This window comes from Pseudomonas sp. RAC1, from assembly GCF_030658255.1.
Taxonomy (GTDB): domain Bacteria; phylum Pseudomonadota; class Gammaproteobacteria; order Pseudomonadales; family Pseudomonadaceae; genus Aquipseudomonas; species Aquipseudomonas boreofloridensis.
In genome coordinates, this window is sequence record NZ_JAUTXS020000032.1 from 309,194 (window position 1) to 335,199 (window position 26,006).

Here is a 26,006-nt window from a genome sequence, read left to right on the forward strand (position 1 = left end):
GGGCGGCTCGCAAGCCTGCACAGTTCGGGTATGCTGGGGCCCGAACGAACGGACGAACAGACTGCCCCGCACATGAACAGCCCAATCCTCATCACCGGAGCCAGCCAGCGCGTCGGGCTGGCCCTGGCGCTGGCGCTGGCCGAGGCCGGCCATCAGGTGGTCAGCGCCAGCCGCCGCCTGCAGCCACAGGCGGCTCACCCGAACATCCGGCAATTCCAGGCCGATCTCACCCGCGAAGCCGACCGCCTGGCGCTGATCGAGCACCTGCAGCAGCACTACGACGGCCTGCGCGCGATCATCCACAATGCGTCGCTGTGGCTGGACGACGACCTGCAGAGCCTGGACACCATGTTCCGCCTGCACGTCGAGGCGCCCTACCACCTGAACCTGGCCCTCGGCGAGCACCTGGCCAAACTGGACAAGGCCGACATCATCCACATCTGCGACGAGACCTCTTCGCGCGGCAGCAAGAGCCACATCGGCTATGCCGCCACCAAGGCTGCGTTGCAGAACATGGTGCTGTCGTTCGCCGAAAAGTACGCGCCCACGGTGCGCGTCAACGGTATCCTGCCCGGCCTGCTGATCCTCAAGGAGGGCGGCGACGAACAGTATCGCCAGCAGACCCTGAAAAAGGCCCTGCTGGAATTCGAACCCGGCGCCCAGCCGCTGATCGAGGCGGTGATGTTCCTGCTCGACAGCCAGTACAGCACCGGCAGCCAGGTGGTCATCAACGGTGGCCGCCATCTGAAGAACCGCATGACCTGAGGCAAGACCATGACCGAGCAACAGCAACTCGAACTCGAAGCCGCCGCCTTCCGGCGCCTGGTCGATCACCTGCAACAGCGCACCGACGTGCAGAACATCGACCTGATGAACCTCTCCGGCTTCTGCCGCAACTGCCTGTCCAAGTGGTACAAGGCCGCTGCCGACGAGCGCCAGGTCGAGCTGAGCCTGGACGACGCCCGCGAGGCGGTCTACGGCATGCCCTATGCCGAGTGGAAAGCCCTCCACCAGAAAGAAGCCAGCGCCGAGCAGAAAGCGGCGTTCGAACAAGGAAAACCCCGTGACTGACCTGAACACCCTGCGTAGCCGTCTGGCCAGCGGCGAACATGCCTTCGCCGACACCCTGGACTTCGTCGCCGCGAACTACCAGTACCAGCCCCAGGCCTTCGATAACGGCGGCGTGAAAAGCGCCGCCGGGCAGAATGAAGGTTCGTGCAAAACCCTCGGCCTGGCCCTGCTCGAAGGTCTGAGCGACCAGGAAGCGCTGCTGGCGTTCGGCGAGCACTACCGCAGCGTGCTGGCCACGCCCGAAGGCAGCGACCACGCCAACATTCGCGCACTGATGGTCCACGGCCTGGCCGGCGTGACCTTCGAAGCGCCGCCGCTCACGCGCAACGCCTGAGGCGGCACGCGCGGCGGCTGTCCCCTCAACCGGACGACAGCGGCCGCGTCACCCCGGGGGTGCGCAACGCCTCCAGGCGCGCCCCGCGATAGCGCGTCTGCCGGGAGAACTTCCAACGCCCGAACAGCCCGTAGATATGGGTCACCCGGCCCTGCTCGCGGTAGCCCATGCGCAGGTGCATCTTCATCGCCGGCACATTGTGCGTCTCCACCACATCCACCAGCTTGCGGTAGCCCCTGTCGTGCATGAGCTGCCACATATCGGCTTGGGCGGTCACCGACAGTTCGCTGCCGAAGTAGCGCCGGGTCATTTCGCCGCCGAATTGGAAGTATTCGCCCGGCTCGATGGCGAAGGTGCAGCCGTAGTAATGGCGGTCGTGGTAGTCGCCGGTACTGGCCCAGATGAACGCGACCGCCTGCCCTTGCTCGTCCACGTACATCAGACCCGTATGCCCTTCCCGGGCCAGCTCGGCCATGGTCTGCACGCGATCGGCGAAGTTGGCGGCGAATGCCTCGACGTTGTCCGGTGTGATTTCGAGTCGGGTGACGGGGGGATGGGCGCGTAGCCGGTGTTCAGGCGCCGGCGTGGTCAGGTCACGCTCGGTCCAGAGCAATTCCCAGTGAAAGAAGACGTAGCGCTCGAAGAGGGTCTTGCACACACGCTTGAAGCCTTTCTGACGGATGCGCTGTTGTAGTTTTTCTAATACGCCCATGCATACTCCTGTGGCCCGCGCAAAATGAGCGGCCAGTAGCTGCTGTATAGAACAGGGAGGTCAAGGGAAGCGGCAGGGATTGCCAGGGAAGTTGTTACAAGGTATTTCAAAAATAAAGGCCACCGCACCGCCAGATGTGGCGGCGCGGTGGTCGTCTGGCTTACAGCTCGACGCAGTCGAAACGCACGTCGGTGGCCACGTCCTGGTCGTAGTCGACATCGGCGCGCTCGAAGCCGAACAAGTTGAGGAACTGCTTCTTGTAACCGGCGTAGTCGGTCAGCTCGAACAGGTTCTCGGTGGTCACCTGTGGCCACATGGCCTTGCAGGCGTCCTGCACGTCATCGCGCAGTTCCCAGTCGTCCAGACGCAGGCGCGCCTTTTCATCGACTTCGGCCGGGGCGCCATCGGCGCGGTACAGGCGATCGCGGAACATGCGGTCGAGCTGGTCCTGGGTGCCTTCGTGGACGCCCTTCTCCTGCATGATCTTGAACACCATCGACAGGTACAGCGGCATCACCGGAATGGCCGAGCTGGCCTGGGTGACCACCGACTTGAGCACGGCCACGTTGGCCCCGCCCTTCACGTCGGCGGCCAGCTTCTTGTCCAGGCGCAGCGCAGTCTCGTCCAGGTCTTGCTTGGCCTGGCCCAGGGCGCCGTGCCAGTAGATCGGCCAGGTGATCTCGGTGCCGATGTAGCTGAAGGCCACGGTGCGCGCGCCTTCGGCCAGCACGTCGGCGCCGCTCAGGGCGTCGATCCACAGTTGCCAGTCCTGGCCACCCATGACGGTGACGGTGTCGGCGATTTCCTGCTCGGTGGCCGGCTCGATGCTGGCCTCGATGATGCTGTCCTTGTTGGTGTCGATGGCGGTCGACTTGTACGGCTGGCCGATCGGCTTGAGCGCCGAGCGCACCAGTTCGCCGGTCTGCGGCAGTTTGCGCACAGGCGAGGCCAGGGAGTAGATGACCAGGTCGACCTTGCCGCCCATCTCGTTCTTGATCAGCTCGATGACCTTGGCCCGCGCCTCGTCGGAGAACGCGTCACCGTTGATCGACTTGCTGTACAAGCCGTCGGCCTTGGCGAATTTATCGAACGCGGCGGCGTTGTACCAGCCAGCGGTCCCGGCCTTGGTCTCGGTGCCTGGTTTTTCGAAGAACACGCCCAGGGTGTCGGCTTTGAAGCCGAAGGCTGCGGTGATGCGCGCGGCCAGGCCATAGCCACTGGAGGCGCCGATCACCAGGACTTTCTTCGGACCATCCTCGCGCACGCCCAGTTTGCGGGTGGCTTCGATCTGGTCACGGACGTTGAGCTCGCAGCCCTTGGGGTGAGTCGTGGTGCAGATGAAACCGCGTACCTTGGGATGAATGATGGCCAATGTCTGTACCTCGTCAGGTTTATGCTGGGGAAGCGCCGTCGAGGGCGATTCCGTTCGATCAGGGGGTGAGACTACCCCCACAGGTCATCCGACACATATTACGGAGTGCCTGGGCGAGATTCCATGCCCGATGCCCTGCTCACGACCCACAGCCCTGCAGCCGCGCCTTGCCCAGCCATTGACTCAATTGCATCGGCGGCAGGTGCACCAGCCCCGCCGGGGTTTCGCACACCGGCTGGATGAAGTTGTCGCTGAACAGCAGCTTGCCGTGCACGAAATGCTCGTTGGCGCGCAGGTTGGGGTTGTCGATGCGCGTACCGAGCCGAGCCGCCAGCCACTTGCCGATCTCGTAGTGGCTGATCCAGCGTTCGCGCTTCAGCGCCTCCAGCGCCTGCTGCGGCGCGTCGCGGCTGATGACGATCATCGGCACGTCGCTGACTTCCGGCACCAGGTCGTTGTGCCCCCACTGGCCGTTCTCGCCCAGGCGCTGGCCATGGTCGCCGGTGATCACCAGGTAGCGCTCGCCGTCGAGCTGGTCGAAGCGGGCGATCAGCTCTTCGAGCAGCCCGTCCAGGTAATGGATCGAGTTGTCGTAGGCGTTGCCCTGGGCCTGCGCGCCCTGGTCCGGCCACGGCACCTTGCCGCCTTGATGCACGTAGTTCTGGGCATAAGGCAGATGCGCAGTGCGCAGGTTGAGCACGACGAAATTGCGTTCGGCGAAGCGCTGGCGGTCGAGAATCTCCAGCAGCGCATGGTCCTGACGTTCGAGAAATCGCAGCGGGTGGTCCTCGCGGGTGATCGACACGTCCAGGTAGCGGCTGCCCAGGTGCGCCAGCAGCCGCGACTCCTGCGAGGAAATCCAGTGCGTGCGCAGGCCGGCCTGGCGGGCGAGGCGGAACAGATTGACCTGGCCCTCGCGCAGCAAGTGGTCCTGGCCGGGCTCGCGGATCGGGTTGAGCAGATAAGGCAAGCTCACATCGGTCGCCACGCCCGCCGACACCCCGGGACGCAACACGGCACTGGGATGCTCGCGCAAGTAGGCCTGAAGCTTGGGCGTGGTTTGCCGTGAATAGCCGTACACGCCCATGCGCTCGCTGCGCAGCGAATCGGCCACCACCAGCCACACATGCTTGGCCGTGCTGGGGATCGCGCTCAACCGGTACGGCGCGAACGGCGCCGGGGGCAGGCTCGGCTCGCTGCGCAGCGCCAGGCGCACGGCCCAGGCGGAATAGGCATTGAGGCTGTTGTGCAGCCCACTGCGGGTCGGCCCCGGGGTGAACGAATCGAGGTTGCGGTAGGTGGCCCGGTACGGCTTGGCCAGCAGTACCAGGGCGATCAGCACCAGCGCCCAGCGGCTGGCGGGCAGGGTCACCCGCGAAGGCACCTGCCAGTGCAGCGCAATCGCCAGGCTGTAAGGCAACAGCACGCTGAACGCCGCATGCCAGTGCGCGCCCAGGCTGTACCAGGCGGTCTGCCCGACTTCGCCAGGCTCGCGCAGCAGGCTGCGGATGTCGATGGCGCTCAGCGGCTCGCCGAAAAAGCTGATGTTGGCCAGTTGCAGCAGTTGCATGCCGGCGAACACTGCCAGGATCGCCACCACCAGCCCGCGCAGGTTGCACAGCCACAGGGCCAGGCAGAACACCCACAGCCCGGCCACCCAGCCGGCCTCGAGTTCGGCGCGGTTGTTGGGGCTGAACCGTTGCTGGATGAAATCGTCGGCCAGCAGCAGCACGCAGCTCAGGCTGGCCAGGACGAGCAGGCGCAGCCAAGCGGCGGCGCTGTCATTGCGCCGAATGAAGGTGAAGAACATCGACATGAAGGCTCTCGCGGTCAGTGATCGTCAGGTACGCGGCGACGGCCGGTGAGCATCGACAGCGGCAGGTTCTCGCGCAAACGCAGGCTCTCCACCAGCGCCGCCAGCAGGTGCACGCACACCAGCACCAACAGTCCGTCGGCCAGCCAGGCATGCAGGTTGGCCGGCCAGTCCGCGCCCCACAGCGCGTCCACTTCGCGCATCAGAAAGCCGCTCAGGCCCAGACCGCCGATGCAGCCGAGCATCGCCAGCATCACCAGCGCGCCAATCGGCGAATGGCCCAGGCGGTGAAACGGTTGCCCGCGCAGCAAGGCCTTGGCATGGTCCGCCAGGCGCGCCGGCGTGGGCCAGAAATCGGCCCAGCGGGCGCTGCGTGGACCGACGAAGCCCCAGAGCACACGCAGCGCCAGACAGCCCGCCGCGTAGTAGCCCAGCCATTGATGCCAGCGCTCGCCCTCCTCGTTGAGGAAGTAGTTGGCGACGAACACCGCGGCGAACGACCCGTGACACAGTCGCAGCAGCGGGTCCCACAGCCGCACGCTGGCCGCGCACATCAGTCTTCGATCTCGGTCTTCACTGCTTTGCCGGAGACCGGGTCATGGTAGATCTCGACCTTGCGCCCGTCCTTGTCGAAGCCATAGATCTCGTAGCAGTTGCCTTGGGTGACCTTGAACTTGTTGATGGTGTAGCCCTGGTCTTTGAGTGTGGCCTGGAACGCCGCCGGATCCTGCCAGGTGGCCTTGTCGGCGGTGGTGCATTGAGTGGCGGCGAAGCTGGCGCTGCTGCCCAGCAGCAGGGCGAAGGCGAGGAAGGTACGCATGGCATCGAACTCATGTAGTGAAGGTGCCACGCACGATGGGCCGCCAAGCTTAATGCCAGCTTAGTCAGTCATCACTGGTTACATTTCACTGGACGAGGGTCTGGCCGCAAGGCCCATCATGGCGGCTTTCACGGGAAAGAGACCCCTGGCATGCGCGTCCTGCTGGTTGAAGATGATCAGTCCCTGGCGCAGGGCATCCGCAGCGCCCTGCGCGACGAAGGCTATACCCTCGACTGGCTGGCCGACGGGCTGAGCGCTGCGGCGGCGCTGCGTGCCGAGCATTTCGACCTGGTGCTGCTCGACCTGGGGCTGCCGCGCTGCGATGGCCTGAGCCTGCTGCGCGACCTGCGCGCTCAGCCCGACGGCGATGTGCCGGTGCTGATCCTCACCGCCCGCGACGCCACCCGCGACCGCATTCTCGGCCTGGACGCCGGCGCCGACGACTACCTGGTCAAGCCCATCGAGGTGGACGAGCTCAAGGCGCGCATCCGCGCCCTGCTGCGCCGCAGCCAGGGTCGTGCGCAGCCATTGATCGAGCACGCCGGGGTCAGCCTGGACCCGGCCCGTCACGCCGTGAGCTACCAGGGCACACCGGTCACCCTCACCGCCATGGAGTTCCAGTTGCTGCACCAACTGCTGGCCCGCCCCGGCCATGTGCTGACCCGCGAACGCCTGGCCGACGGGCTCTACGGCTGGCAGGAGAACGGACCGGGCAACACCCTCGAAGTGCTGATCCACAACCTGCGGCGCAAGCTCGACAGCCGGCTGATCCGCACCGTGCGCGGCGTCGGCTACCTGATCGAGGGCACGCCATGATCGCCATGCGCACGCGCATCCTGCTGCCCACCCTGTTATTGGTGGTCATCGGCAGCCTCGGGCTGGTGCTCAGCGTGCTGCGCGACCACCACCGGGAAATCGAGAACGTCTACGACGCCCAACTGGTGCAGGCCGCGCGAGTGCTCCAAGGCCTGCTGCGACAGATGCCCGCCGACGCCGACTGGCAGGCGATCCGCCAGGCACTGGATCAGGCCATGGACCAGTCCAGCGCCTCGATCCTCAGTCATCCCTACGAAATCAACCTGGCCTTCCAGGTCTGGCGCAGCGACGGCGAACTGCTGATGCGCTCGGCCGACGCCCCACCGCTGGAAACGCCGCCTGCCCCCGGCATCCACGACGTGCTGTACCTGGGCCAGGACTGGTGCGGCGTGCTCCTTCAGGACAGCCAGCGCGGGCTGCTGATCTGGGTCGGCGAGCGCGACGACCTGCGCCAGGACCTGATCCAGCGCATCGCCGACCAGGCGCTGGCCCCGGCGCTGATCGGCATTCCGAGCCTGGCGCTGTTGATCTGGCTGCTACTGGGCTGGGGCCTGCGCCCGCTGCGCCGCCTCACCCGCCACTTGCGCGCGCGGCCCATCGACAGCCTCGAACCGCTGTCGAGCGCCGCGCTGCCCGTAGAGCTGGCGCCCATGGCCGATGCCCTGAACCATCAACTGCTGCAACTCACGCGCCTGCTGGAGCGCGAACGACGCTTCATCGCCGACGCCGCCCACGAACTGCGCACGCCCTTGGCGGTCTTGGCGATCCACGCCAGCAACGCCCGCCGGGCGGCGGACCCGGCAGCCCGCGACGAAGCGCTGGCCTTGCTCGAACAGGGTGTGACCCGCGCCACGCGCCTGGCCAGCCAACTGCTCACCCTGGCCCGCCTCGAACCGCTGACCCAGGCCCGTCAACGTATCGAGCTGGACGCTTTGGCCCGCGAGGAGCTGGCCGAACTGACCCCGCTGGCGCTGCGCCGCGACGTGGAGCTGGTGCTGGACGAAGACGGCCCCAGCCCGATACACGCCGACCCGACGGCCATGACCGTGATGCTGCAGAACCTGGTGGGCAACGCGCTGCAATTCAGCCCGCCCGGCAGCGAAATCACCGTGACCTTGCGCCGCCAGCCGGGCTGGACCGAGTTACAGGTGCTCGATCAAGGCCCCGGCGTCGCCCGCGAAGCGCTCACCCGCCTGAGCGACCGTTTCTACAGCGCCAACAACCCGGCCGGCGCCGGCCTGGGGCTGGCGATCGTGGCGCTGGTGATCGACCAGCTCGATGGCGCACTGGAGTTCTTCAACCGCGAGGGCGGCGGCTTCGGCGTGCGCGTGCGCGTGCCGAGCTGATTCATTTGCAAAGCCGATCAATGGCAAAGAAAAACAAACTTCTCAAATCAGCGCCCGCCAGGGATGCTGTGCCATCCTTCACCGTCTGCGGAGAACAACAATGAAAGAAGTCGCCATCGTCGCCGCCACCCGCACTGCCATCGGCAGCTTCCAAGGGGCCTTGGCCAACGTCTCGGCCGTCGACCTGGGCGCTGCGGTGATCCAGCGCCTGCTGGCCCAGGCCGGCCTGGACCCGGCGCAGGTCGACGAGGTGATCCTCGGCCAGGTGCTCACCGCAGGCGCCGGGCAGAACCCCGCGCGCCAGGCGGCGGTCAAGGCTGGCCTGCCCCACGCGGTGCCGGCACTGACCTTGAACAAGGTCTGCGGCTCGGGCCTGAAGGCCGTGCACCTGGCGGCCCAGGCGATTCGCTGCGGCGATGCCGAGGTGGTGATCGCCGGCGGTCAGGAGAACATGAGCCTGGCGCCGTACGTGCTGCCCTCGGCACGCACCGGCCAGCGCATGGGTCACGGTCAACTGGTCGACAGCATGATCACCGACGGCCTGTGGGACGCCTTCAACGACTACCACATGGGCATCACCGCCGAGAACCTGGTGAGCCAATATGGCATCAGCCGCGAGGCCCAGGACACCTTTGCCGCCGAGTCCCAGCGCAAAGCACTGGCGGCCATCGAGGCCGGGCGCTTCGAGGACGAGATCACGCCCATTCACATTCCCCAGCGCAAAGGCGAACCGCGTGTGTTCGACACCGACGAGCAACCGCGCCCCGGCACCACGGCCGAGTCGCTGGGCAAACTGCGGGCGGCGTTCAAAGCCGATGGCAGCGTCACGGCGGGCAACGCTTCGAGCCTGAACGATGGCGCCGCTGCGGTGCTGCTGATGAGCGTGGAAAAAGCCCAGGCGCTGGGCCTGCCGGTGCTGGCCACCATCAGTGGCTACGCCAGCGCCGGGGTGGACCCGGCGATCATGGGCATCGGCCCGGTGTCGGCGACCCGTCGCTGCCTGGACAAAGCCGGTTGGCAGTTGGCGGACCTCGACCTGATCGAAGCCAACGAAGCCTTCGCCGCCCAGGCCCTGGCGGTGGGTCAGGAACTGGGCTGGGACGCCGCTAAGGTCAACGTCAACGGCGGCGCCATCGCCCTGGGCCATCCCATTGGCGCCTCGGGCTGCCGGGTGCTGGTGACCCTGCTGCACGAGATGATCAAGCGTGACGCGAAGAAAGGTCTGGCCACCCTGTGCATCGGCGGTGGCCAAGGCGTGGCGCTGACGCTGCAGCGCTAGGCCGCCGTCTTCTGCAGGACCGCCAGCTCCGGGGCGCTGGCGGCCTTGGCCAGTTGCACCACTTCCCGGCATTTCTGCACGGCGAAAGCCAGCGCGCTTTTCGAATCGACGCAGTGGTCATCGCCCTGCTCCACCGCACCGTGCAGCAGCGGGCACGACGGCGCCACCCACAGTCGGTCGCCCAGGCGCTCGGCGGCATGGCGCAGCACCTCGAAGGCGTTGTCCAGGTCGCAGGCACCGACGTTGCCGCCGTTGACCACCCCCAGCGACAGCACCTTGTAAGCCGGCAGACGGTCGAGGACGATCGGGTACTGCTCAGGGGCGCGCACCAGATCGATGTGCAGGCCATCGACCGGCAGGTTGGCGGCCAGCCCCAGGTTGCCGGCAAGCCCGTCGAAGTAAGTGGCCACCAGCTTTTTCAGCGGTGCGCGTTGCAGGATGTTGTAAACGCGCTCGTAGGCATTCTTCCAGTCCTGGGGCAGGTCCAGTCCCAGGATCGGCTCGTCGATCTGTACCCATTCCACGCCTTGGGCAGCCAGGCGATTGAAGATGTCGTCGTACAGCGGCAGCAGGCGATCGACCAGTTCGAGCGTGACGAACCCGGCGTCCTTGGCCTTGCCCAGCCACAGATAGGTCAAGGGGCCGAGCACCACGGGTTTCACCGCATGACCCAGGGCCTTGGCCTCTTCGACCTCCTCGAACAACGGCTCCCAGCTCAGGGCGAAACGCTGGTCAGCGCTCAATTGCGGGACCACGTAGTGGTGAGGGGTATCGAACCACTGGGTGGTGTCCTGGCCATGGGCAGCGCCACGGGCCAGGTCGGACAAGGAGTGCAAGGTCGGGGCAACGCCTTGCGCCTGACCGAAGCGCTCGGGAATCACACCGAAGGCCAGCGAATGGGTCAGCACGGGGTCACACCAGGCGAAGTCGCCGACCGGCAGCAACTCGATACCGGCGTCTTTCTGCGCCTGCCAATAGCTGGCGCGCAGCGTGCGACCGACGGCACGCAGGCCGGCTTCATCCAACTCACCCGCGCAGAAGGCGTCCAAGGCTTTTTGCAACGCATGATCATGTGCGATGCGTGGAAAACCCAGGTTATGTGCCAGTGCCATTGTCCTACCCCTGCCGTGGAAAATTCGATGAAGCGAATTCTGGCGGTACGCAGAACGTGAGACAAACTCACAAAATTTGAGATCAAGTTCATTTTTCCTCATGTTTGACCTAATCTCTGCGTCGCGCCCTGGCGCCTGTGTCTGTTCCAGAGCGGTCGCGTACGCGTGCAGACAAGCCGCCGCGCTGCGCCCAGGCGACACTGTGATCCTGCCCGTCCTTCGGTATTTTTCATGAGCCTGCTCAGACAAGCCCTGCACGACCACTCCTTCGTCTGTGTCATGGAGTTCGTGCCCAAGCCCTCGGCCAAGCGCTTCGCCGAGCTGGCCAGCATCATGGCCCGCGAGCACCTGTGCGGCTGGCCGCTGGCGGTGTCGATCGGCGATCGCGTCGGCAGCGCGCTGGACCTGTCGCCGCTCGACGCCTGCCAGAGTTTCGAGACGCCGGTGCCGACGCTGCTGCACTTTTCCGGCAAGGACCGTGAGCGCCAGGAACTGCTGGCGCAGTTGCCGCGCATGGATGCCGCCGGCCTGGATCAGTTGCTGGTGCTGACCGGCGACCGCCTGCCCGGTCACACGCCGGGGCAGCGTCCGGTGCGTTACCTGGAGTCGGTGGCGGCGCTGCAGATCGTGCGCCAGGCGCGCCCCGACTGGCTGCTGGGCGCGGCGCTGAATCCGTTCAAGTACCGCGAGGAGGAAGGCGGTGCGCAGTATTTCAAGGCCGAAAAGAAGCTCGCGGCCGGGGCCGACTTCTTCATCCTGCAACTGGGCTTCGACTTCCAGAAATACCGCGAGGCCCAGCGCTGGATGCAGCGCCAGCCCACGCCCCGGCCCATGCTGGCCTGCATCATGGCGCTCACTGAAGGTCGGGCGGCGATGCTCGAGCATGTCGCTGGCGTCACCGTCAGCCCGGCCATGCGCCGGGTGCTGGCCGCCGAGGCCGCCGTGTCCAAGGCCTTCGCCAGCCAGCGCGGCATCGAGCGCCTGGCCTTGCAGATCATCGGCCTGCGTTTGTTGGGCTATGCCGGAATCAACCTCTCCGGGATGCATTCGCTGGAGCAGTTCGTGGCGCTGGAGCAGGCGCTCGACACCCGCCTGGCGCAGGTGCAGACGCTCGATGACTGGCAGACAGCCTGGGACCAGGCCTGGCAGATGGCGGGCGTGGAAACGGTGAGCTTCCACCCGCCTGGCCACCCTTGGCAGGAAGGCCAGCGCGGGGTGCGTGCATCGGCGCTCGAACAGACCCGCTACCACCTGCTGTCGGCCCTGCACCATCAACTGTTCGACCGCCAGACGCTGCTCAGCAGGGCATTCGGCTGGGGCGTGCGCCAGCCCCTGTGGTCCGCGCCCAAGGCGGCGCGCCTGCTGCACCGGCTGGAGCGCAGCCTCAAGCGGCCGCTGGTGGGGTGCGATACCTGCGGGCAGTGCCGGTTGCAGGACACCCTGTACATCTGCCCGGAAACCTGCCCCAAAGGCCTGGCCAACGGGCCGTGTGGCGGAACGCAACTGAACCGCTGCGAGTTCGGCGACCGCGAATGCATCCATAGCCGCAAGTACCGCACGGCGGTGACGGTGGGGCAGACCGAAGTGCTCACGCAGCGCCTGATTCCGTGCGTGGAGGTGGGCGGGCGGCAGCGCAGTTCGTGGCCTCGGTGGTTTGCCGAATCCGCGACGAGCGTGGGCAACGAGGCTCGGCAGGAATTGACGCAGGGCTAGCCTGGCGCGGGCCAGAACCGCATTGCCCGCCATCCCTGGCATCATGAGCCGCCCAGTCCACCCGCCGATCAGGATGCCCGCGTGACCCGCGACCAACTCGAAACCCAGCAGATTCCCGTCTACCTCGTGACCGTCTGCATCGCCCTCGCCATCGGCCTGCTCGCGCCGGGTGTGGGCGGCACCCTGCAGGCGCTGATCACGCCCGCCATCGCCGTGCTGATGTACGCCATGTTCCTGCAGATTCCATTTCTGGACCTGCGCCAGAGCCTGTCCAACCGGCGCTTCATCGCCGCACTGCTGCTGGCCAACTTCGTCCTCGTTCCGCTGCTGGTGTGGGCGGCCACCCGTCCCCTGCTGGACCACCCCGCCCTGCTGATCGGCGCCCTGCTGGTGCTGCTCACTCCGTGCATCGACTACGTGGTGGTGTTCACCCACCTGGGCCGGGGCGACGCACGCCTGACGCTGGCGGCCACGCCGCTGCTGCTGGTGCTGCAACTGCTCCTGCTGCCGCTGTACCTGGCCGTCATGCTCGACGGCTCGCCACCTGTGGCACTTTCCGTCGCGCCGTTCGTCGAAGCCTTCATGCTGCTGATCGTCCTGCCGCTGACCCTGGCCGTGCTGAGCGGCGCCGGGGCTCGTCGCTCGGTCGTGTTGGCGCGCTGGAACGCGGCCTGGGCCTGGCTGCCCGTACCGGCCATGGCGCTGGTACTGCTGGCCGTGATCGGCTCGCAGATCGCCGCGCTGGCTGCGGATGTCACCCGCCTGTTGCCGCTGATTCCGCTGTACATCGGCTTCATGGTGCTGGCGCCTGTGCTCGGTTGGGCCTGCGCCCGCTGCCTGCGTCTCCCGGCCGAGCAGGCGCGTGCGGTGAGCTTCAGCGCCGCCACGCGCAACTCGCTGGTGGTGTTGCCGCTCGCCCTGGCCCTGCCGGAGCCGTTGAGGGCGCTGGCCGCCGCCGCGGTGATCACCCAGACGCTGATCGAATTGATCGGCGAGCTGGTCTATGTACGACTGATTCCGCGGCTGGTGCGCTAAACACCGGGCCGTCGGCAAGCAAGGCAAAATGCTATCATCGAGAAGCCTTTCGTGAGTGCTTCAAGTGGAAACGACCGTGAACGACCTGACCCGCGAACAACTTGAAGCCGAGGTGGCGCGCCTGCGCGAAGCCCTGACCACGGCCGGCCTGGACGTCGAGCACCTGGACGAAACCAAGGAACGCTATCGCCTGGCGGCCAAGGCCACCAACGACGCGATCTGGGACTGGGACCTGGTGTGCAACCATGTGCAGTGGAACCCTGCCCTGGAACAGGCCTACGGCCATTCGCCCGCGCAGATATTGGCGACCGGCGAATGGTGGTTCGAGCACATCCACCCCGAAGACCGCGCCCGCGTGCACACCTCGATCCACGCCGTGATCGATGGCGAAGGCAGTGCCTGGACCGACGAGTACCGCTTCCGCCGCAGCGACGGCGGCTATGCCGATGTGCTCGACCGAGGCCACGTCATCCGCAACGCCCAGGGCCAGGCCGTGCGCATGATCGGCGCCATGCTCGACCTGACCCACACCCGCTCGGCCGCCACCGCCCTGCGCAAGAGCGAGGAGCGCTTTCGCACCATCGTCGAGACCATCGAAACCGCGTTCGCCATCGTCGAGGTCAAGTTCGACGAACGCGACGAACCGGTCGACTACCGCTTCATCGAGGTCAACCCGGCCTTCGAGCGCGAGTCGGGGGTCAACCTGCGCGGCAAGTGGGTCACCGAATACGCGCCAGACCTGGAAAGCTTCTGGTTCCAGACCTACGGCCATGTCGCCAAGACCCGCGAGCCCGCCACTTTCGAGAACTACGCCGAGGCCTTCGGCCGCTGGTTCGACGTGCGCGCCGTGCCGGTGGGCGACCCCAGCGAGCGGCAGATCGGCATCTTCTTCAACGACGTCACCGCCCGCCGCAATGCCCAGGAACGGCTGCGCGAAAGCGAGGAACTGGCGCGCTCGAACATCGAGCGGGTGCAACTGGCCCTGGCCGCCGGGGCCATCATCGGTACCTGGCACTGGGACTTGCCCACCAACTGCTTCACCGTCGACCCGGCCTTCGCCCAGGCCTTCGGCCTCGACCCGGCCCTGGGCCGCACAGGGCTGAGCCTGGAACAGGTGATCGCCACCGTGCACCCGGACGACCGCGCCGGGTTGATCGCCGCCATCGACGACGCCATTGGCCGGGGCGGCGCCTACGCCCACCAGTACCGCGTGCGCCGCGCCGACGGCTGCTACTACTGGCTGGAAGCCAACGGCCGGGTCGATTACGCCGATGGCAAGCCCAAGGATTTCCCCGGCGTGCTCATCGATGTCGAGGACCGGCGCACCCTGGAGGCCGAGCGCGACCGCGCCACCGCCGCCCTGCGCGCCCTCAACGACACCCTCGAACAGCGGGTAGCCGAGCGTACCGCCGAGCTGATGCAGGCCGAGGAAAAACTGCGGCAGTCGCAGAAGATGGAAGCGGTCGGGCAGCTCACCGGCGGCCTGGCCCACGACTTCAACAACCTGCTCACCGGCATCTCCGGCTCGCTGGAACTGATGAATGCGCGTCTGGCCCAGGGTCGCTTGACCGACCTGGACAAGTACATCGCCGCCGCCCAGGGCGCCGCCCGCCGCGCCGCTGCCCTCACCCACCGGTTGCTGGCGTTCTCCCGGCGCCAGACCCTCGACCCGCAGCCGACCGACGTCAACGCGCTGATCATGGGCATGACCGACCTGATCCAGCGCACGGTCGGCCCGGCCATCAGCATCGAGACGCTCGGCGCCAGCCATCCGTGGCCGGCGCGGGTAGACCCCAGCCAACTGGAAAACGCCCTGCTCAACCTGTGCATCAATGCCCGCGACGCCATGCCCGACGGCGGTCGCGTGCGCATCGAGACCGCCAACCGCTGGATCGACCATGAGGTGGCACGCAGCCTGGACCTGGTCCAGGGCCAATACCTGTCGCTGAGCGTCAGCGACACCGGGACCGGCATGAGCCCCGACGTGGTGGCCAAGGCCTTCGACCCGTTCTTCACCACCAAGCCCCTCGGCCAGGGCACCGGCTTGGGGCTGTCGATGATCTACGGCTTCGCCAAGCAGTCCGGCGGCCAGGTGCGCATGCAGTCGGAGGTGGGCGTCGGCACCGAAGTGAGCATTTACCTGCCGCGCTACGTGGGCGATGTCGAGCGCGAACAGAACCTGGAAGAACAGTCGCACGATGCCGCGTCGCGCGCGGGGCAGACCATCCTCATCGTCGACGACGAGCCGACCATTCGCATGCTGCTCACCGATGTGCTCCGCGACCAGGGCTACGCGGTGATCGAGGCTGCCGACAGCGTCGCCGGGCTCAAGGTGCTGCGCTCGGACGTGCACATCGACCTGCTGATCAGCGACGTCGGCCTGCCCGGCGGCATGAACGGCCGGCAGATGGCCGACGCCGGCCGCGAACTGCGTCCGGGCCTGGGCATCCTGTTCATCACCGGCTACGCCGAGACCGCCGCCGTGGGCGATGGCCAGTTGGAAACAGGGATGCAGGTGCTGACCAAACCCTTCGCCGTGGAAGAGTTGGCGGCGCGGGTGCGGGCGGCGATGGGCGAGGTGTGAACCTCGCCTGCCGCACCTGAACATACTCACCGGCTGATCGCCGCCATCGCGCTGGCGCGAAACATTTTTGGGGTGGACCGGGACACCCAGAGCAACCCCGTATACTCGCACCTGGCCAAATGATGGCAATGATTGTCACTTCTGTCGGGTACGCGGGGAATCGATGAAGCGAGCCGAATTGATGGGTCGATTGCAGCACGGGATCGACGAATGCTACCGAGGCGACATCGATGAAGCGGTCACTCGCCACCTGGAGCTGATGCTCGGCCACTACCGGCGCAAACCCTTCTTCTACAAAAGCCTGATGAAGTACGACCGGTTGATGGTGGTGATGGCGCTGCTGTGCTTCCACTTCCGCGACCCGCTGACACCGCTGTCACGGGTCAAGGAGTTCTGCGAGCAGCGCGGCTACCTGTCGCGCAACAGCCTCGAATCGTACTTCTCGTTCTTCATGATCACCGGTTACATGCATGTCTGGACGCACCCGGAGGACGCCCGGCTGCGCCTGTACCGACCGACACGCACGGCGCTGGAAGAAGCCGTCAATGTCACCCGCGCCTATCTGCTGCCCGCCCAGTTGCTGCGCCCAGGCGCCCTGACGCTGGACCTGGAGAACCCGCAGCCCTGGCTGCGCGACTATTTCGTCAGGCTGGGCCAGTTGCTCGAGGCCGATCTGATGCTCGACAGCCTGCTGCCGGGCGCCAAATGGATCATGAACAAGGACGGCGGTCACCTGCCGATGCTGGCGCTGCACCTCGACGCCCTGGCCCATCGCTCGGTGGGCGGCGGCTACAAGGTCTCGACCTACGCCGAGCTGTCGGCGCGCCTGTGCGTGTCCAAGACCCACCTGATGCGGCTGGTACGCGAAGGCGAGCAAAAGGGCTACTTCCGTTGTGTGGGCACGCTGGTGGAAATGCGACCGGCCTTCGCCGAGCTGGTCAGGCACACCATGGCAATCAATTTCGCCGTCGCGCAGGTCAGCATGGAGTTGTGTGTGGATGCCCAGGAATCTCGAATCGCTCAGCCCGATGCCCAGTGTCTCGGCTAGCCATGAACAGCGTATCCGGCTGCTGCTGCGCCAGGGCATCATTGCCGTCCAGTTGCTGGTGATCGTCACCTGGGGCCTGGTGCATGTGATGCTGGCCGAACGCCTCAGCCGGCCCGGCGCCTGGGTCACCCTGGCGACGTTGTCAGGGCTGTTTCTGATCCAGACCTTCACCGTTTCCCACCGCGTCTGGCGGTTTTCCGGGCTGCTGTTCGTGTTGGCAGCGGTCAGCGGCTTTCGCCTGATCTTCGAGGAATACCCGCTGCTGTACGAACACTACGCCCTGCCCCTGACGGTGCTGGCGGTGGTCGGTGCCTCGCTGCTGATTCGCGGACCGATGGATTACCTGGTGGTCGCCTCGCTCACCTGGCTGCTGGTCTGGCCCTTCGCCGGCTCCGCGCACGACAGCGCGCGCTGGAGCTATCTGGCGCTGTTCGTGACCTTTTCCATTGGTCTGGGCTGGATCAACAGCCGCACTTACCTGCGCGCGCTGCAGGTCACCCTAGACGTGGAGCAGCACTACCGCACGCTGTCGGAGACCGATCACCTGACCGGCCTGCTCAACCGCCGCGCGCTCATGGAGCGCTTCGAGCGTTTCGTCGCCAGCCACCCGGCGGGCTACTTCATGATGATCGACATCGACGACTTCAAGCGGGTCAACGACAGCCTCGGCCATGCGGCGGGCGACCAGGTGCTGTGCCTGCTGGCCCGGCGCCTGAAAGCCAAGGCCGGGGCCGACTACGTCGGCCGTCTGGGCGGCGAGGAGTTCGGCATCATTCTCAATACCCAGGACGCTTCGCGGGCCGTGGCCTGGGCAGAAAGCCTGCTACAGGAGGTACGTCAGTCGCGCGACGCACCCGCGCCCTTCACCTTCAGCGCGGGCCTGGTACCCTTCGTCCACGGCCAGGCACTGTCGGACATCCTCATCCATGCCGACCGCAACCTGTACCGGGCCAAGCGCGCCGGCAAGGACCGCGTGCAACTGGGCAGCCCCACCGGCCTGCCGGTGTGACACGCGCGCCGGTGAGTCGTTGCCGGGGCGGATGAATTAGGCCCCGGTCGGCGAGTCGATGGTTTCCAACGCCCCTTCCTGCCGTTACTCTCGGCACTCTTCATTGCCCGAGCCACCCCGATGCGTCGCTTCCTCATTCCCCTCGTGCTGGCCTGCACCAGCGCGCTCGCCCAGGCGCAGACCAGCGCGCCGGCGGCCTGGACCCTCAAGGACCAGTTCGACACGGCCTACACCCTGGACCCAACCACACGCGTGGTGCTGATCGCCCGCAGCCACGCCACCGCCAACCTGGTCAACAGCGCCGTGGAGCACACCCAGCCCGGCTACCTGGATGCCCGCAAGGTGGTCTTCGTCGCCGACATCGCCCGCGTGCCGGGGCTGGTGCTCAAATTCCTGGTGCCGAACATGCGCTCGGCCAACTACCGCATCCTGCTCGACCGCGACGGCCAGGTGGCCGAACGTTACGCGGGCGATCGCGAGACGGTGCAGTGGTTGGACATGGACCAGGGCAAGGTGGTGCGCGAGCGTCATTTCGAGGATCTCGCCAGCCTGCGCCAGGCCCTGGCCTCGCTGGTGCCGCCGCAGGGTGACGGGCAAGCGGCGCAGACGCGTCCGTAAGCGGCTTTGTTCAGCGTCGTTCGGCACGTCTGCGACAGGCGGTGGTCCAAGCTCTGACCGAGATCGAATAAGCACGGGAATTGCGCCACCAGAGCGCCAACCCACAGCCGACTTCACTGCCTTAGCCCGGAGCCGCCATGAGCCAGCCCATCTTTCCCCAACCGTTCGAAGCCATCGGCTGTGCACAATGCCGCAACCTGAAAAGCCTGGGTTTCGACATCACCATGGCATTCCAGCCCATCGTCCATGTGCCCACGGGCAAGCCCTTCGCCTATGAGGCGCTGGTGCGGGGGCTGAACGGCGAAGGCGCGGCGGACATCCTGGCCAAGGTCTCGGCCGACAACATGTACCGCTTCGACCAGGCCTGCCGGGTCAAAGCCATCGAGCAAGCCGCGGCAATGGGCCTGAATCGCCTGGACCACTGCAAACTGAGCATCAATTTCCTGCCCAACGCGGTCTACCGCGCCAGCACCTGCATCCGCGCCACCCTGGAAGCCACCCGCACCTTCGACTTCCCGGCCGACAAACTGATCTTCGAAGTGACCGAAGGCGAGCGCGTGGAGGATCCCGAGCACCTCAAGTCGATCTTCGCCGAATACAAGAACCAGGGCTTCACCACCGCCATCGACGACTTCGGCTCGGGCTATTCGGGCCTTAACCTGCTGGCCGAGTTCCAGCCGGACATTCTCAAGCTGGACATGGCCCTGACCCGCCGCATCAGCAAAGACCCCGTGCGCCAGGCCATCGTCGCCGGCATCGTGCTAGTGGCCCTGCGCCTGGACATCACGCTGGTCGCCGAAGGCATCGAGACCCAGGCCGAGTGCGATGCCCTGTCCGACCTGGGGGTGGAGTTGATGCAGGGTTATCTCTTTGCCAAACCTGAAGTGAATGCATTGCCGCTGGTGGAGCGGCTGCGCGGCTGAGCGCCAGGCGCGGCGGCTCGGTAGCGATGCGATCAAAGCGGCCCGGCTAGGCGCGAGTTGTCATCCGCCGAGAATGCGCACACCTGTAGCGATTGGCACAGCCGCGTCAGTTGCTGTTCGACTTGGCTGAGCGCAGCGTCGGACCACGCGGCGCCGAACTTGAGCGATTTCTGTGCTCTATAGCTCGATGAATGTGTCGTGGTCCTGGTAGTAGTTCAGTGCCCTGACGTAGTCCTCGTGCCGGGCATCAGGCCTGGACTGTTGCAATGACCACACCACATCTGCGAACTGCTGACCTGAGTAAAGGTAGCTCAGGCCTTCATGCTGAACAGCTGGCGGATACACCTCACGATCGTGCTCGACATCGGGATAGCCGGCAACGAAGTAGCGGCCGGCCAAGTCGAGGTCGTCCTGATCCTCGCCGTAGAGGCAAAAGTAGTCGCCCTGTTCACCCTCCACCTTCACCGCCTCGATAATGTCGGCCAGCCCGTGGAAAGCATTCAGTTGCAGCATGAGCGTCTCCTTTTACTGTGCTTCAAGTACGGTATCCACCTATTTTCGTACAGGCAAGCGGGCGACTTCCGACATACGCAACGACGATGAATTCCTAATCTCGCGATCCAGCCAACGTCGAGCGGGCGCTGCTCTGCCGGGCAGCCTCCACGTCTGGCACAGGATCGTCGTGTGGACCGGATAAATATCGAAAATATCCCTGGATCGTCATTCCGCGCAATCGCCTTGGCTCGCACGGAATTACTCATCAATACGCAAAAGCTGTTCGCGGCGATTGATAGAGATTTCAACATAGCAGGGGCAGGCGTGGTGTATGTCGACCCGCACTACAAACCTTTGGTATTACGAGAGTTTCAACCCCTCTGCAGCCCTCCCCCCAAGAAGTTGCTGATTCATAAGCTTCTACACCCCGTTGCCCCCGAGCAATACATACAGCGGCATGCAAATGATCCACGGCAGTCGCGGCTGCTTCAGGAGTTGGCGAACACAAGCTTGAGTTGTGCCGGAGCCGTGGGCGGAGTCGTGATGATGTATGCGGGCGGCGCGTTGAGTTTCTTTACCGGGGGTGCTGGATTTCTCATTAGTGCTGCAGGATATGCCGCCACCGGTGCCTCTTTACTGCAGTGTGCCATTGGAGGCAGACGCCTTTACTCAGAGCTCACTGATCCCGCACAAAACGACGCGCTGAATGACGAGCTTTGGTATAAAATTATTTCCCCGCTACTGGATACTATTGTGCTCCTTGGCATAGCGACTTCTGCATTGACTATCATCAAACACCTTCAGGTTATGAGGCGCACGACTGGCCTAAGCTGGTTCGCTTTAGGAAAAAGACTAAATCGTCTACAACTAAAAAAATTAATGACCGAGACATTATCAATCAGACATCCGTCGCTCACAGCCAAACAGATAAAACTCAAGCAGCGCTTAGGCATTTTCCCCAAACGCTTCACGCCTACGGAAATCAGGAAAGCCACAATGATACTCATGGGTGAATCGTTCAACAGTGCCATGAGTTTAGCGAGTAGTGGAGCCGTACAGCACCTTGTGATTACGTTATTCGAGGACATTCCGGAATGACAATTCTGACCTTTAATTTTCTGCGCTTCATGAGGCGATTTTATCCTGTCGCTATCACGGGAATATTGTTCACCTTGGTAGCCATGGTCATAGCAACTGATGCCATCGCCGCATTCTTTTTCAAATCTGCTTCCACCTATCACCTTTACTCCATCGGCATGCTGGCGGCGGGCGCGTTCACAGTGGGGCCTGCTCAATACGCTGTCATGCGCGGCACCAGTGAAGCGACATGGGTAATCGTCGCCTTGCTGGTCTTTTACTTGCTGGCCAGCGCGTTGATGTACTTGACGCAAGGAATGGAGATCTTCTCTGTGATCGGCATGCTGTCATCTTGCGCGGCCCTCGCCTGCTTCAACAGCCGCCGCTACCGCCAATTATGCAAGCGGGTAAAGGTGATTCGTCGAATGCGTGAACGCTTGCCACACACGTTCTGAAATCCACACCATCAGACACTGTCGCGCGCGTCTTATGGGAGCAGCCTCGTGTCGCCACAGATCCGCGCAGGGTTACAGGCCGCAAGGCTGTGGACTTTCCAGGCAACGCCTGGAGAACACCCCTGTCACTTCACCGCGAGGCAACTCCCCTACCGCCTACCGGCCCTTTCCTCCACAGCCGTCGAACAACGCACCGCATTGCTCTGCCATCAACCGGCTGATGATACGGATCGCCTGATGAATGCCCGCCGTACTGCGCACACCCAACTGCGGATTGTGCTCGCACTCGAGCAAGTCATCCTGCTGGACCAGCGCCTCGCCCAGTAACTCGAGTGTCCAGGCATAGGATTGAATGGTCGAAAGCCGCTCCCGGTCAGTCATGACGCACCTGCCTGGGCTGTTGCTTGAATTCGGTATGAGCGGGGTATGGAGGGGCGCCACGTGCAGAGCGGCGGAGAACGGATGCGAGGATCCTGCGAGGGATAGCGGTGGGCATGCATGATTTCCTTTTCAGTTGAACACCACGTCAATCGTCGCCAAACGATTGGGTGGCAGCTGTACGCAGGTTGGCGAACCGAGGAAAAGGAACCCGGCAGACCCGAAGGTCTCCCACGCACAGCCGCCATTGCACGAAAATGCGGACACAAAAAAAGCGCCTGCAATCGTGATCGGGGCGCCGATGCGCCTTTTACATTCGGGTCGCCAAACCCGATCGCGGAGATTGCCGCGACAGACAGAATTTAGGCCTATCGCTGGCTCAGCGCAAGCCGCTGAGGGCGTGCGCCGCGCGGCGAGGTAAGTTTTGGGAACCGTCCGACGCGCCACAACCCTGAGGCCACACTCACGTCACAAGATCAGCAGCCAGTGACACAGCCCCTGCATCTATGGGACAAAGCGTGCACCGATCCAGTACCGCGCCGCCTTTATCAAGGAGATCGACATGAAACTGTACTTCGCACCCAAGGCTTGCTCATTGTCTCCCCATATCGTTCTCCGGGAACTGGGTCTGCCGTTCGAGCTCATTCGAGTCAACAACAAGACCAAGGCCACGGCGGACGGCAAAGACTTCCGCGACATCAACCCCAAAGGCTACGTCGCCGCGCTGGTACTGGATAACGGGCAGGTGCTCACCGAAGGTCCGGCAATCGTCCAATACCTGGCCGACCAAGTGCCCGGCAACAGCCTCGCCCCCGCCAACGGCACTTGGGAGCGCGTTCGTCTACAGGAAATGCTCAACTTCATCAGTTCGGAAATCCACGGCGGCTGCGGGCCATTGTTCAACCCCGATCTCCCGGAGCCGGTAAAGGAAATCTTCCGCCAGAAGCTGTCCAAGCGATTGGACTACCTCAACAAAGACCTGACACAAAAAGACCATCTGCTCGGCAACTTCGGCCTGGCCGACGCTTACCTGTTCACCGTCCTGAAATGGCTGCCGTTCCTGAATATCGACATTCAGCACTGGCCGCACTTGACTGCATTCGTGGAACGCATCGAAGCCCGTCCAAGCGTGCAGGCAGCCATGGCTGCGGAGGACGCCACTCAGCCGGTGTGATCTGAAAGGCAGAAGCGGGTGGGTGACCGCTTCTGCCGTCCTTCAGCACTGAACGCCTTTTCACACAACGCTCGTCCCAGCAGCGCTATGCTGCCTTCCTGCACGCCCACGCCTGACAGGTCCGCCCATCATGAATTCAAGCGTGTTCTACGCCTTAGCCGCCGCCGCATTGTTCGGCGCCAGCACGCCACTGGCCAAGTTGCTGGGTGCGGACACGCCGCCCATCTTGCTGGCAGGCCTGCTGTATCTCGGCAGCGGCCTGGGCCTGGCGCTCGTGCGCCTCGTTCGTGATCACGGCTGGCAACGCTCCGGACTCACCGCCCAGGAATGGCCCTGGTTGATCGGCGCTATTGTCTTCGGCGGCGTGCTCGCCCCCGTCGCGCTGATGTTCGGCCTTACCCGCACAGCCGCAGCCACGGCCTCGTTGATGCTCAATCTCGAATCCGTTCTCACCGCCGTGTTGGCCTGGGTGGTGTTCAAGGAAAACGCAGACCGCCGGATCGTGATCGGCATGCTCGCGATTGTCTTGGGCGGTATCGTTCTGTCATGGCCGCACTCGCGCTCAGAAGCACAAGACTGGATCGGCCCCTTGGCAGTCGCGTTCGCCTGCCTTTGCTGGGCAATCGACAATAACCTCACGCGCAAAGTCTCCGCCTCAGACTCACTCTTCATCGCCGGCAGCAAAGGTCTTATCGCCGGCGTGGTCAATTGCAGCCTGGCGCTGATGATCGGCGTACAACTTCCCACTTTGTCAGTGCTGGCGCCGACGCTACTGGTGGGGTTCCTCGGTTACGGCGTCAGCCTGGTGTTATTCGTGCTGGCCTTGCGTGGCCTGGGAAGTGCGCGCACCGGCGCCTATTTCTCGACGGCGCCATTTCTCGGCGCCGCGGTCTCGATCCTGATACTGGGCGAGTCGGTATCGATGCGCTTTTTAATCGCTGCCGCACTCATGGCCCTGGGCGTGTGGATTCACCTGAGAGAACACCATACCCACGAACATCAACACGACTTCCTCGAACATGGCCATCGCCATATTCATGACGAACACCATCGGCATGAGCATGACTTCGAATGGGACGGCGCTGAACCCCATAGTCATGTGCATCGGCACAAGCCGCTGCGACACAGTCATCCGCACTTTCCGGATGTGCATCATCGGCATGAGCACTGAGCATCACACTCGCTCACAATGAATAACGCCACGGCCCGTGCTCGACACCACCAGCAAGGATGGGCCTCACCGAGAGAACCCAACCGGGTGCAGCCCTCCCACTCCGATAGTTGCCACATGCTGCTAGCCCATGGGTGAGGACTCGACTTTGACCTGCTCCATGAGCGCTGCCAGTCGCTTTAGATGCTTGGTTTTCGATGAGCTCATGTTCAGGCCTGAGCGTTCGCCGAAAGGTTAAGCCGCCCTTGCTCTAACTTGCTTCTCACCCAGTACCCCGCAGCAGCAATCTTGATGATTCTCTGGAATTTGGGACAACTGAGATGATCGCGCTCGGGACACTTCGCCGCATGCCGCAACCCCTTGCTCATGGCCTGCAGACGTTTGATACGTGCATCCAGTTCATCTGCCTTGGCGAGCAACCTACTGCGATCGACCTGCCCCTCGACCAACATGGCCCCCACCTCCTCCAACGAAAAACCCGCCGCTTGCCCGAGCGCGATAAGTGCCAGACGGTCTATCACGTCCGCCGCGAACTGCCGCCGTTGCCCGTGACCGGCCAGCGAAATGAGCAAGCCCTTCTTCTCGTAGTAACGCAATGTCGAAGCGGGCACGCCGGTGCGCCGGGCGACGTCTGCAATGTCCATTTTTGCCTCTTGAGTTGAAGTCGACTTCAACTTGTATGCTGCGCGGCGTACAGATCGACGTCAATCAACGAGAGGGTTTCACATGACGATCACTGCACTGTTTTTCGCAGCACTGGCTATTGGCATAGGCGCCACCGTGGTGATGGATGTGTGGAGTTTGATCTTGAAGCGACTGGGCGTCGCCACACTCGACTTCGCGATGGTCGGCCGCTGGGCGGGGCACTTGCTGAAGGGGCGTTTCAAGCACCCGGCGATTGCCAAAGCGGAGCCGGTGCGGCATGAACGATGGGTGGGCTGGGTGATTCATTACGCCGTTGGCGTGATGTTCGCGGTGGTGCTGATGGCTGTCATGGGCACGGGTTGGTTGTTGACACCTACGCTAGGGCCGGCGCTGGTGGTTGGGGTCGTTACAGTCGTTGCACCGCTCTGCATCCTGCAGCCGGCCATGGGGGCGGGGTTCTTCGCGTCTAAAACTCCGACGCCGTTGGTCAATTGCATCAAGAGCTTGGTCACGCACCTGATGTTCGGGGCCGGACTTTTTCTCAGTGCCCAAGTGTTGGCAGGACTAATACGGCAGATAAGCGTGGGGCCATAGGCGATCCAGCAAGCGCGGGTATGTCAGAAATTTTGTGTTCGGGCATAACATGAGCGAGAGGTGCATGTATGCCAACCAAGAAGAACCCCCTGCGTGACCTACCAAAAATCCCCAAGGAGCTGCTCGAGCAGTTCGGTGAGGGCCTGATGACTGCGGAGGCTATCGAAGACGTCTCTGCGGCGTTCAAGAAGGCGCTCATCGAACGAGCCTTGAACGCCGAGCTCAGTCACCATCTGGGCTATCCGCCGGGCGCTCAGCGTCCAGAGGATGGAACCAACCAGCGCAATGGCAGGACTGGCAAGACGGTTCTGACTGGAGAGGGGCCGCTGCGGCTGGATATCCCCCGTGATCGAGACGGTAGTTTTGCGCCCATTCTGATTCCCAAGCATGAGCGTCGTTACACCGGTTTCGA

27 protein-coding genes and 1 pseudogene are annotated in these 26,006 nt (G+C 64.3%); 19 read left to right on the forward strand and 9 right to left on the reverse strand.

Annotated elements, in window-relative coordinates; translation table 11 throughout:
• Nucleotides 1–30 precede the first annotated feature (30 nt).
• The 3 genes from folM to Q7C30_RS12920 are packed head-to-tail and all read left to right on the forward strand — an operon-like array spanning nucleotide 31 to nucleotide 1,405.
• The gene (gene folM, locus Q7C30_RS12910; protein ID WP_317871706.1) at nucleotides 31–765 is read left to right on the forward strand and encodes a dihydromonapterin reductase; all 735 of its coding nucleotides are present in this window, start codon (nucleotides 31–33) and stop codon (nucleotides 763–765) included.
• 9 nt (nucleotides 766–774) lie between these two features.
• Nucleotides 775–1,071, forward strand: a complete 297-nt coding sequence (locus tag Q7C30_RS12915; protein WP_029615006.1) for a DUF1244 domain-containing protein — start codon at nucleotides 775–777, stop codon at nucleotides 1,069–1,071.
• Nucleotides 1,064–1,405 carry a HopJ type III effector protein gene (locus Q7C30_RS12920; RefSeq protein WP_317871707.1) on the forward strand — a complete coding sequence of 114 codons (342 nt, stop codon included), beginning with the start codon at nucleotides 1,064–1,066 and terminating at the stop codon, nucleotides 1,403–1,405. The genes Q7C30_RS12915 and Q7C30_RS12920 overlap by 8 nt, the downstream gene beginning before the upstream one ends.
• A 25-nt stretch (nucleotides 1,406–1,430) precedes the next feature.
• Here Q7C30_RS12920 and Q7C30_RS12925 read toward each other — a convergent pair whose 3' ends face one another.
• The 5 genes from Q7C30_RS12925 to Q7C30_RS12945 form a co-directional block, all read right to left on the reverse strand.
• Entirely contained in the window at nucleotides 1,431–2,117 is a 687-nt protein-coding gene (locus Q7C30_RS12925; RefSeq protein ID WP_317871708.1) for an N-acetyltransferase, read from the reverse strand.
• A gap of 160 nt (nucleotides 2,118–2,277) precedes the next feature.
• On the reverse strand, nucleotides 2,278–3,489 hold the full coding sequence (gene fabV, locus Q7C30_RS12930) for an enoyl-ACP reductase FabV (RefSeq protein ID WP_029614389.1): 1,212 nt from the start codon (nucleotides 3,487–3,489) through the stop codon (nucleotides 2,278–2,280).
• 139 nt (nucleotides 3,490–3,628) lie between these two features.
• A complete protein-coding gene (locus tag Q7C30_RS12935; protein ID WP_317871709.1) occupies nucleotides 3,629–5,305 on the reverse strand; it encodes a phosphoethanolamine transferase in 1,677 nt (558 codons plus the stop codon).
• Between the two features lie 14 nt (nucleotides 5,306–5,319).
• On the reverse strand, nucleotides 5,320–5,856 hold the full coding sequence (locus tag Q7C30_RS12940) for a cytochrome b/b6 domain-containing protein (protein ID WP_317871710.1): 537 nt from the start codon (nucleotides 5,854–5,856) through the stop codon (nucleotides 5,320–5,322).
• Nucleotides 5,856–6,122, reverse strand: a complete 267-nt coding sequence (locus Q7C30_RS12945) for a PepSY domain-containing protein (protein WP_116889088.1) — start codon at nucleotides 6,120–6,122, stop codon at nucleotides 5,856–5,858. Before Q7C30_RS12945 ends, Q7C30_RS12940 begins: the two co-directional genes overlap by 1 nt.
• 150 nt (nucleotides 6,123–6,272) lie before the next feature.
• Between Q7C30_RS12945 and Q7C30_RS12950 the strand changes: the two genes are divergently transcribed.
• The 3 genes from Q7C30_RS12950 (at nucleotide 6,273) to Q7C30_RS12960 (ending at nucleotide 9,563) form a co-directional block, all read left to right on the forward strand.
• Nucleotides 6,273–6,938, forward strand: coding sequence for a response regulator transcription factor (locus Q7C30_RS12950; protein ID WP_039580070.1), 666 nt, complete (start codon nucleotides 6,273–6,275; stop codon nucleotides 6,936–6,938).
• Nucleotides 6,935–8,284, forward strand: a complete 1,350-nt coding sequence (locus Q7C30_RS12955) for an ATP-binding protein (RefSeq protein ID WP_317871711.1) — start codon at nucleotides 6,935–6,937, stop codon at nucleotides 8,282–8,284. The genes Q7C30_RS12950 and Q7C30_RS12955 overlap by 4 nt, the downstream gene beginning before the upstream one ends.
• 100 nt (nucleotides 8,285–8,384) lie before the next feature.
• On the forward strand, nucleotides 8,385–9,563 hold the full coding sequence (locus Q7C30_RS12960) for an acetyl-CoA C-acetyltransferase (protein WP_317871712.1): 1,179 nt from the start codon (nucleotides 8,385–8,387) through the stop codon (nucleotides 9,561–9,563).
• Here the strand turns inward: Q7C30_RS12960 and Q7C30_RS12965 are convergent.
• Nucleotides 9,563–10,675 (reverse strand): annotated as a pseudogene (locus Q7C30_RS12965) (5-methyltetrahydropteroyltriglutamate--homocysteine S-methyltransferase); the annotation flags it as partial. The gene Q7C30_RS12960 and the pseudogene Q7C30_RS12965 sit on opposite strands and share 1 nt — an antisense overlap.
• A gap of 231 nt (nucleotides 10,676–10,906) precedes the next feature.
• On the opposite strand from Q7C30_RS12965, the gene Q7C30_RS12970 reads away from it, so the two are divergent.
• The 7 genes from Q7C30_RS12970 (at nucleotide 10,907) to Q7C30_RS13000 (ending at nucleotide 19,605) form a co-directional block, all read left to right on the forward strand.
• On the forward strand, nucleotides 10,907–12,388 hold the full coding sequence (locus Q7C30_RS12970; RefSeq protein ID WP_317871713.1) for a methylenetetrahydrofolate reductase C-terminal domain-containing protein: 1,482 nt from the start codon (nucleotides 10,907–10,909) through the stop codon (nucleotides 12,386–12,388).
• Nucleotides 12,389–12,469: 81 nt separating this feature from the next.
• Nucleotides 12,470–13,423, forward strand: coding sequence for a bile acid:sodium symporter (locus Q7C30_RS12975; RefSeq protein WP_317871714.1), 954 nt, complete (start codon nucleotides 12,470–12,472; stop codon nucleotides 13,421–13,423).
• A 112-nt stretch (nucleotides 13,424–13,535) separates the two neighbouring features.
• A complete protein-coding gene (locus Q7C30_RS12980) occupies nucleotides 13,536–16,007 on the forward strand; it encodes a PAS domain-containing protein (protein WP_317871730.1) in 2,472 nt (823 codons plus the stop codon).
• Nucleotides 16,008–16,188: 181 nt separating this feature from the next.
• Entirely contained in the window at nucleotides 16,189–17,055 is an 867-nt protein-coding gene (locus tag Q7C30_RS12985; RefSeq protein ID WP_240326881.1) for a hypothetical protein, read from the forward strand.
• Nucleotides 17,006–18,064 (forward strand): GGDEF domain-containing protein, encoded by a 1,059-nt coding sequence (locus Q7C30_RS12990; protein ID WP_080754760.1) that lies wholly within the window; start codon nucleotides 17,006–17,008, stop codon nucleotides 18,062–18,064. The genes Q7C30_RS12985 and Q7C30_RS12990 overlap by 50 nt, the downstream gene beginning before the upstream one ends.
• A gap of 120 nt (nucleotides 18,065–18,184) precedes the next feature.
• On the forward strand, nucleotides 18,185–18,682 hold the full coding sequence (locus Q7C30_RS12995) for a hypothetical protein (protein WP_317871715.1): 498 nt from the start codon (nucleotides 18,185–18,187) through the stop codon (nucleotides 18,680–18,682).
• Nucleotides 18,683–18,819: 137 nt separating this feature from the next.
• Entirely contained in the window at nucleotides 18,820–19,605 is a 786-nt protein-coding gene (locus Q7C30_RS13000; RefSeq protein WP_317871716.1) for an EAL domain-containing protein, read from the forward strand.
• Between the two features lie 177 nt (nucleotides 19,606–19,782).
• Here Q7C30_RS13000 and Q7C30_RS13005 read toward each other — a convergent pair whose 3' ends face one another.
• Nucleotides 19,783–20,118, reverse strand: a complete 336-nt coding sequence (locus tag Q7C30_RS13005; protein ID WP_317871717.1) for a hypothetical protein — start codon at nucleotides 20,116–20,118, stop codon at nucleotides 19,783–19,785.
• A 171-nt stretch (nucleotides 20,119–20,289) separates the two neighbouring features.
• Between Q7C30_RS13005 and Q7C30_RS13010 the strand changes: the two genes are divergently transcribed.
• Together Q7C30_RS13010 and Q7C30_RS13015 are read left to right on the forward strand one after the other, a co-directional pair.
• Nucleotides 20,290–21,198 carry an NAD synthetase gene (locus Q7C30_RS13010; RefSeq protein WP_317871718.1) on the forward strand — a complete coding sequence of 303 codons (909 nt, stop codon included), beginning with the start codon at nucleotides 20,290–20,292 and terminating at the stop codon, nucleotides 21,196–21,198.
• The gene (locus tag Q7C30_RS13015) at nucleotides 21,195–21,632 is read left to right on the forward strand and encodes a hypothetical protein (protein WP_317871719.1); all 438 of its coding nucleotides are present in this window, start codon (nucleotides 21,195–21,197) and stop codon (nucleotides 21,630–21,632) included. The genes Q7C30_RS13010 and Q7C30_RS13015 overlap by 4 nt, the downstream gene beginning before the upstream one ends.
• Nucleotides 21,633–21,788: 156 nt before the next feature.
• On the opposite strand, the gene Q7C30_RS13020 is transcribed toward Q7C30_RS13015, so the two are convergent.
• Nucleotides 21,789–22,013, reverse strand: coding sequence for a hypothetical protein (locus Q7C30_RS13020; protein ID WP_317871720.1), 225 nt, complete (start codon nucleotides 22,011–22,013; stop codon nucleotides 21,789–21,791).
• A 559-nt stretch (nucleotides 22,014–22,572) separates the two neighbouring features.
• On the opposite strand from Q7C30_RS13020, the gene gstA reads away from it, so the two are divergent.
• Both gstA and Q7C30_RS13030 read left to right on the forward strand, forming a co-directional pair.
• Complete coding sequence (gene gstA, locus Q7C30_RS13025; RefSeq protein WP_317871721.1) at nucleotides 22,573–23,184, forward strand: glutathione transferase GstA; 612 nt, start codon at nucleotides 22,573–22,575, stop codon at nucleotides 23,182–23,184.
• A gap of 130 nt (nucleotides 23,185–23,314) precedes the next feature.
• Nucleotides 23,315–24,355, forward strand: coding sequence for a DMT family transporter (locus Q7C30_RS13030; RefSeq protein WP_317871722.1), 1,041 nt, complete (start codon nucleotides 23,315–23,317; stop codon nucleotides 24,353–24,355).
• Nucleotides 24,356–24,564: 209 nt separating this feature from the next.
• Here Q7C30_RS13030 and Q7C30_RS13035 read toward each other — a convergent pair whose 3' ends face one another.
• Nucleotides 24,565–24,999, reverse strand: a complete 435-nt coding sequence (locus Q7C30_RS13035) for a helix-turn-helix domain-containing protein (RefSeq protein WP_317871723.1) — start codon at nucleotides 24,997–24,999, stop codon at nucleotides 24,565–24,567.
• An 82-nt stretch (nucleotides 25,000–25,081) separates the two neighbouring features.
• Between Q7C30_RS13035 and Q7C30_RS13040 the strand changes: the two genes are divergently transcribed.
• Nucleotides 25,082–25,594, forward strand: coding sequence for a DUF2938 domain-containing protein (locus tag Q7C30_RS13040; RefSeq protein WP_317871724.1), 513 nt, complete (start codon nucleotides 25,082–25,084; stop codon nucleotides 25,592–25,594).
• Between the two features lie 68 nt (nucleotides 25,595–25,662).
• On the forward strand, nucleotides 25,663–26,006 hold a 344-nt coding region (locus Q7C30_RS13045), incomplete at its 3' end, for a transposase (protein ID WP_317871725.1).

Coding starts and splice junctions, on each gene's coding strand:
- folM (WP_317871706.1), top strand. CDS start 31: ATGCTGGGGCCCGAACGAACGGACGAACAGACTGCCCCGCACATGAAC.
- Q7C30_RS12915 (WP_029615006.1), top strand. CDS start 775: ATGACCGAGCAACAGCAACTCGAACTCGAAGCCGCCGCCTTCCGGCGC.
- Q7C30_RS12925 (WP_317871708.1), bottom strand. CDS start 2,117: ATGGGCGTATTAGAAAAACTACAACAGCGCATCCGTCAGAAAGGCTTC.
- Q7C30_RS12935 (WP_317871709.1), bottom strand. CDS start 5,305: ATGTCGATGTTCTTCACCTTCATTCGGCGCAATGACAGCGCCGCCGCT.
- Q7C30_RS12940 (WP_317871710.1), bottom strand. CDS start 5,856: ATGTGCGCGGCCAGCGTGCGGCTGTGGGACCCGCTGCTGCGACTGTGT.
- Q7C30_RS12945 (WP_116889088.1), bottom strand. CDS start 6,122: ATGCGTACCTTCCTCGCCTTCGCCCTGCTGCTGGGCAGCAGCGCCAGC.
- Q7C30_RS12950 (WP_039580070.1), top strand. CDS start 6,273: ATGCGCGTCCTGCTGGTTGAAGATGATCAGTCCCTGGCGCAGGGCATC.
- Q7C30_RS12955 (WP_317871711.1), top strand. CDS start 6,935: ATGATCGCCATGCGCACGCGCATCCTGCTGCCCACCCTGTTATTGGTG.
- Q7C30_RS12960 (WP_317871712.1), top strand. CDS start 8,385: ATGAAAGAAGTCGCCATCGTCGCCGCCACCCGCACTGCCATCGGCAGC.
- Q7C30_RS12970 (WP_317871713.1), top strand. CDS start 10,907: ATGAGCCTGCTCAGACAAGCCCTGCACGACCACTCCTTCGTCTGTGTC.
- Q7C30_RS12985 (WP_240326881.1), top strand. CDS start 16,189: ATGGGTCGATTGCAGCACGGGATCGACGAATGCTACCGAGGCGACATC.
- Q7C30_RS12990 (WP_080754760.1), top strand. CDS start 17,006: ATGCCCAGGAATCTCGAATCGCTCAGCCCGATGCCCAGTGTCTCGGCT.
- Q7C30_RS12995 (WP_317871715.1), top strand. CDS start 18,185: ATGCGTCGCTTCCTCATTCCCCTCGTGCTGGCCTGCACCAGCGCGCTC.
- Q7C30_RS13000 (WP_317871716.1), top strand. CDS start 18,820: ATGAGCCAGCCCATCTTTCCCCAACCGTTCGAAGCCATCGGCTGTGCA.
- Q7C30_RS13005 (WP_317871717.1), bottom strand. CDS start 20,118: ATGCTGCAACTGAATGCTTTCCACGGGCTGGCCGACATTATCGAGGCG.
- Q7C30_RS13015 (WP_317871719.1), top strand. CDS start 21,195: ATGACAATTCTGACCTTTAATTTTCTGCGCTTCATGAGGCGATTTTAT.
- Q7C30_RS13020 (WP_317871720.1), bottom strand. CDS start 22,013: ATGACTGACCGGGAGCGGCTTTCGACCATTCAATCCTATGCCTGGACA.
- gstA (WP_317871721.1), top strand. CDS start 22,573: ATGAAACTGTACTTCGCACCCAAGGCTTGCTCATTGTCTCCCCATATC.
- Q7C30_RS13030 (WP_317871722.1), top strand. CDS start 23,315: ATGAATTCAAGCGTGTTCTACGCCTTAGCCGCCGCCGCATTGTTCGGC.
- Q7C30_RS13035 (WP_317871723.1), bottom strand. CDS start 24,999: ATGGACATTGCAGACGTCGCCCGGCGCACCGGCGTGCCCGCTTCGACA.
- Q7C30_RS13040 (WP_317871724.1), top strand. CDS start 25,082: ATGACGATCACTGCACTGTTTTTCGCAGCACTGGCTATTGGCATAGGC.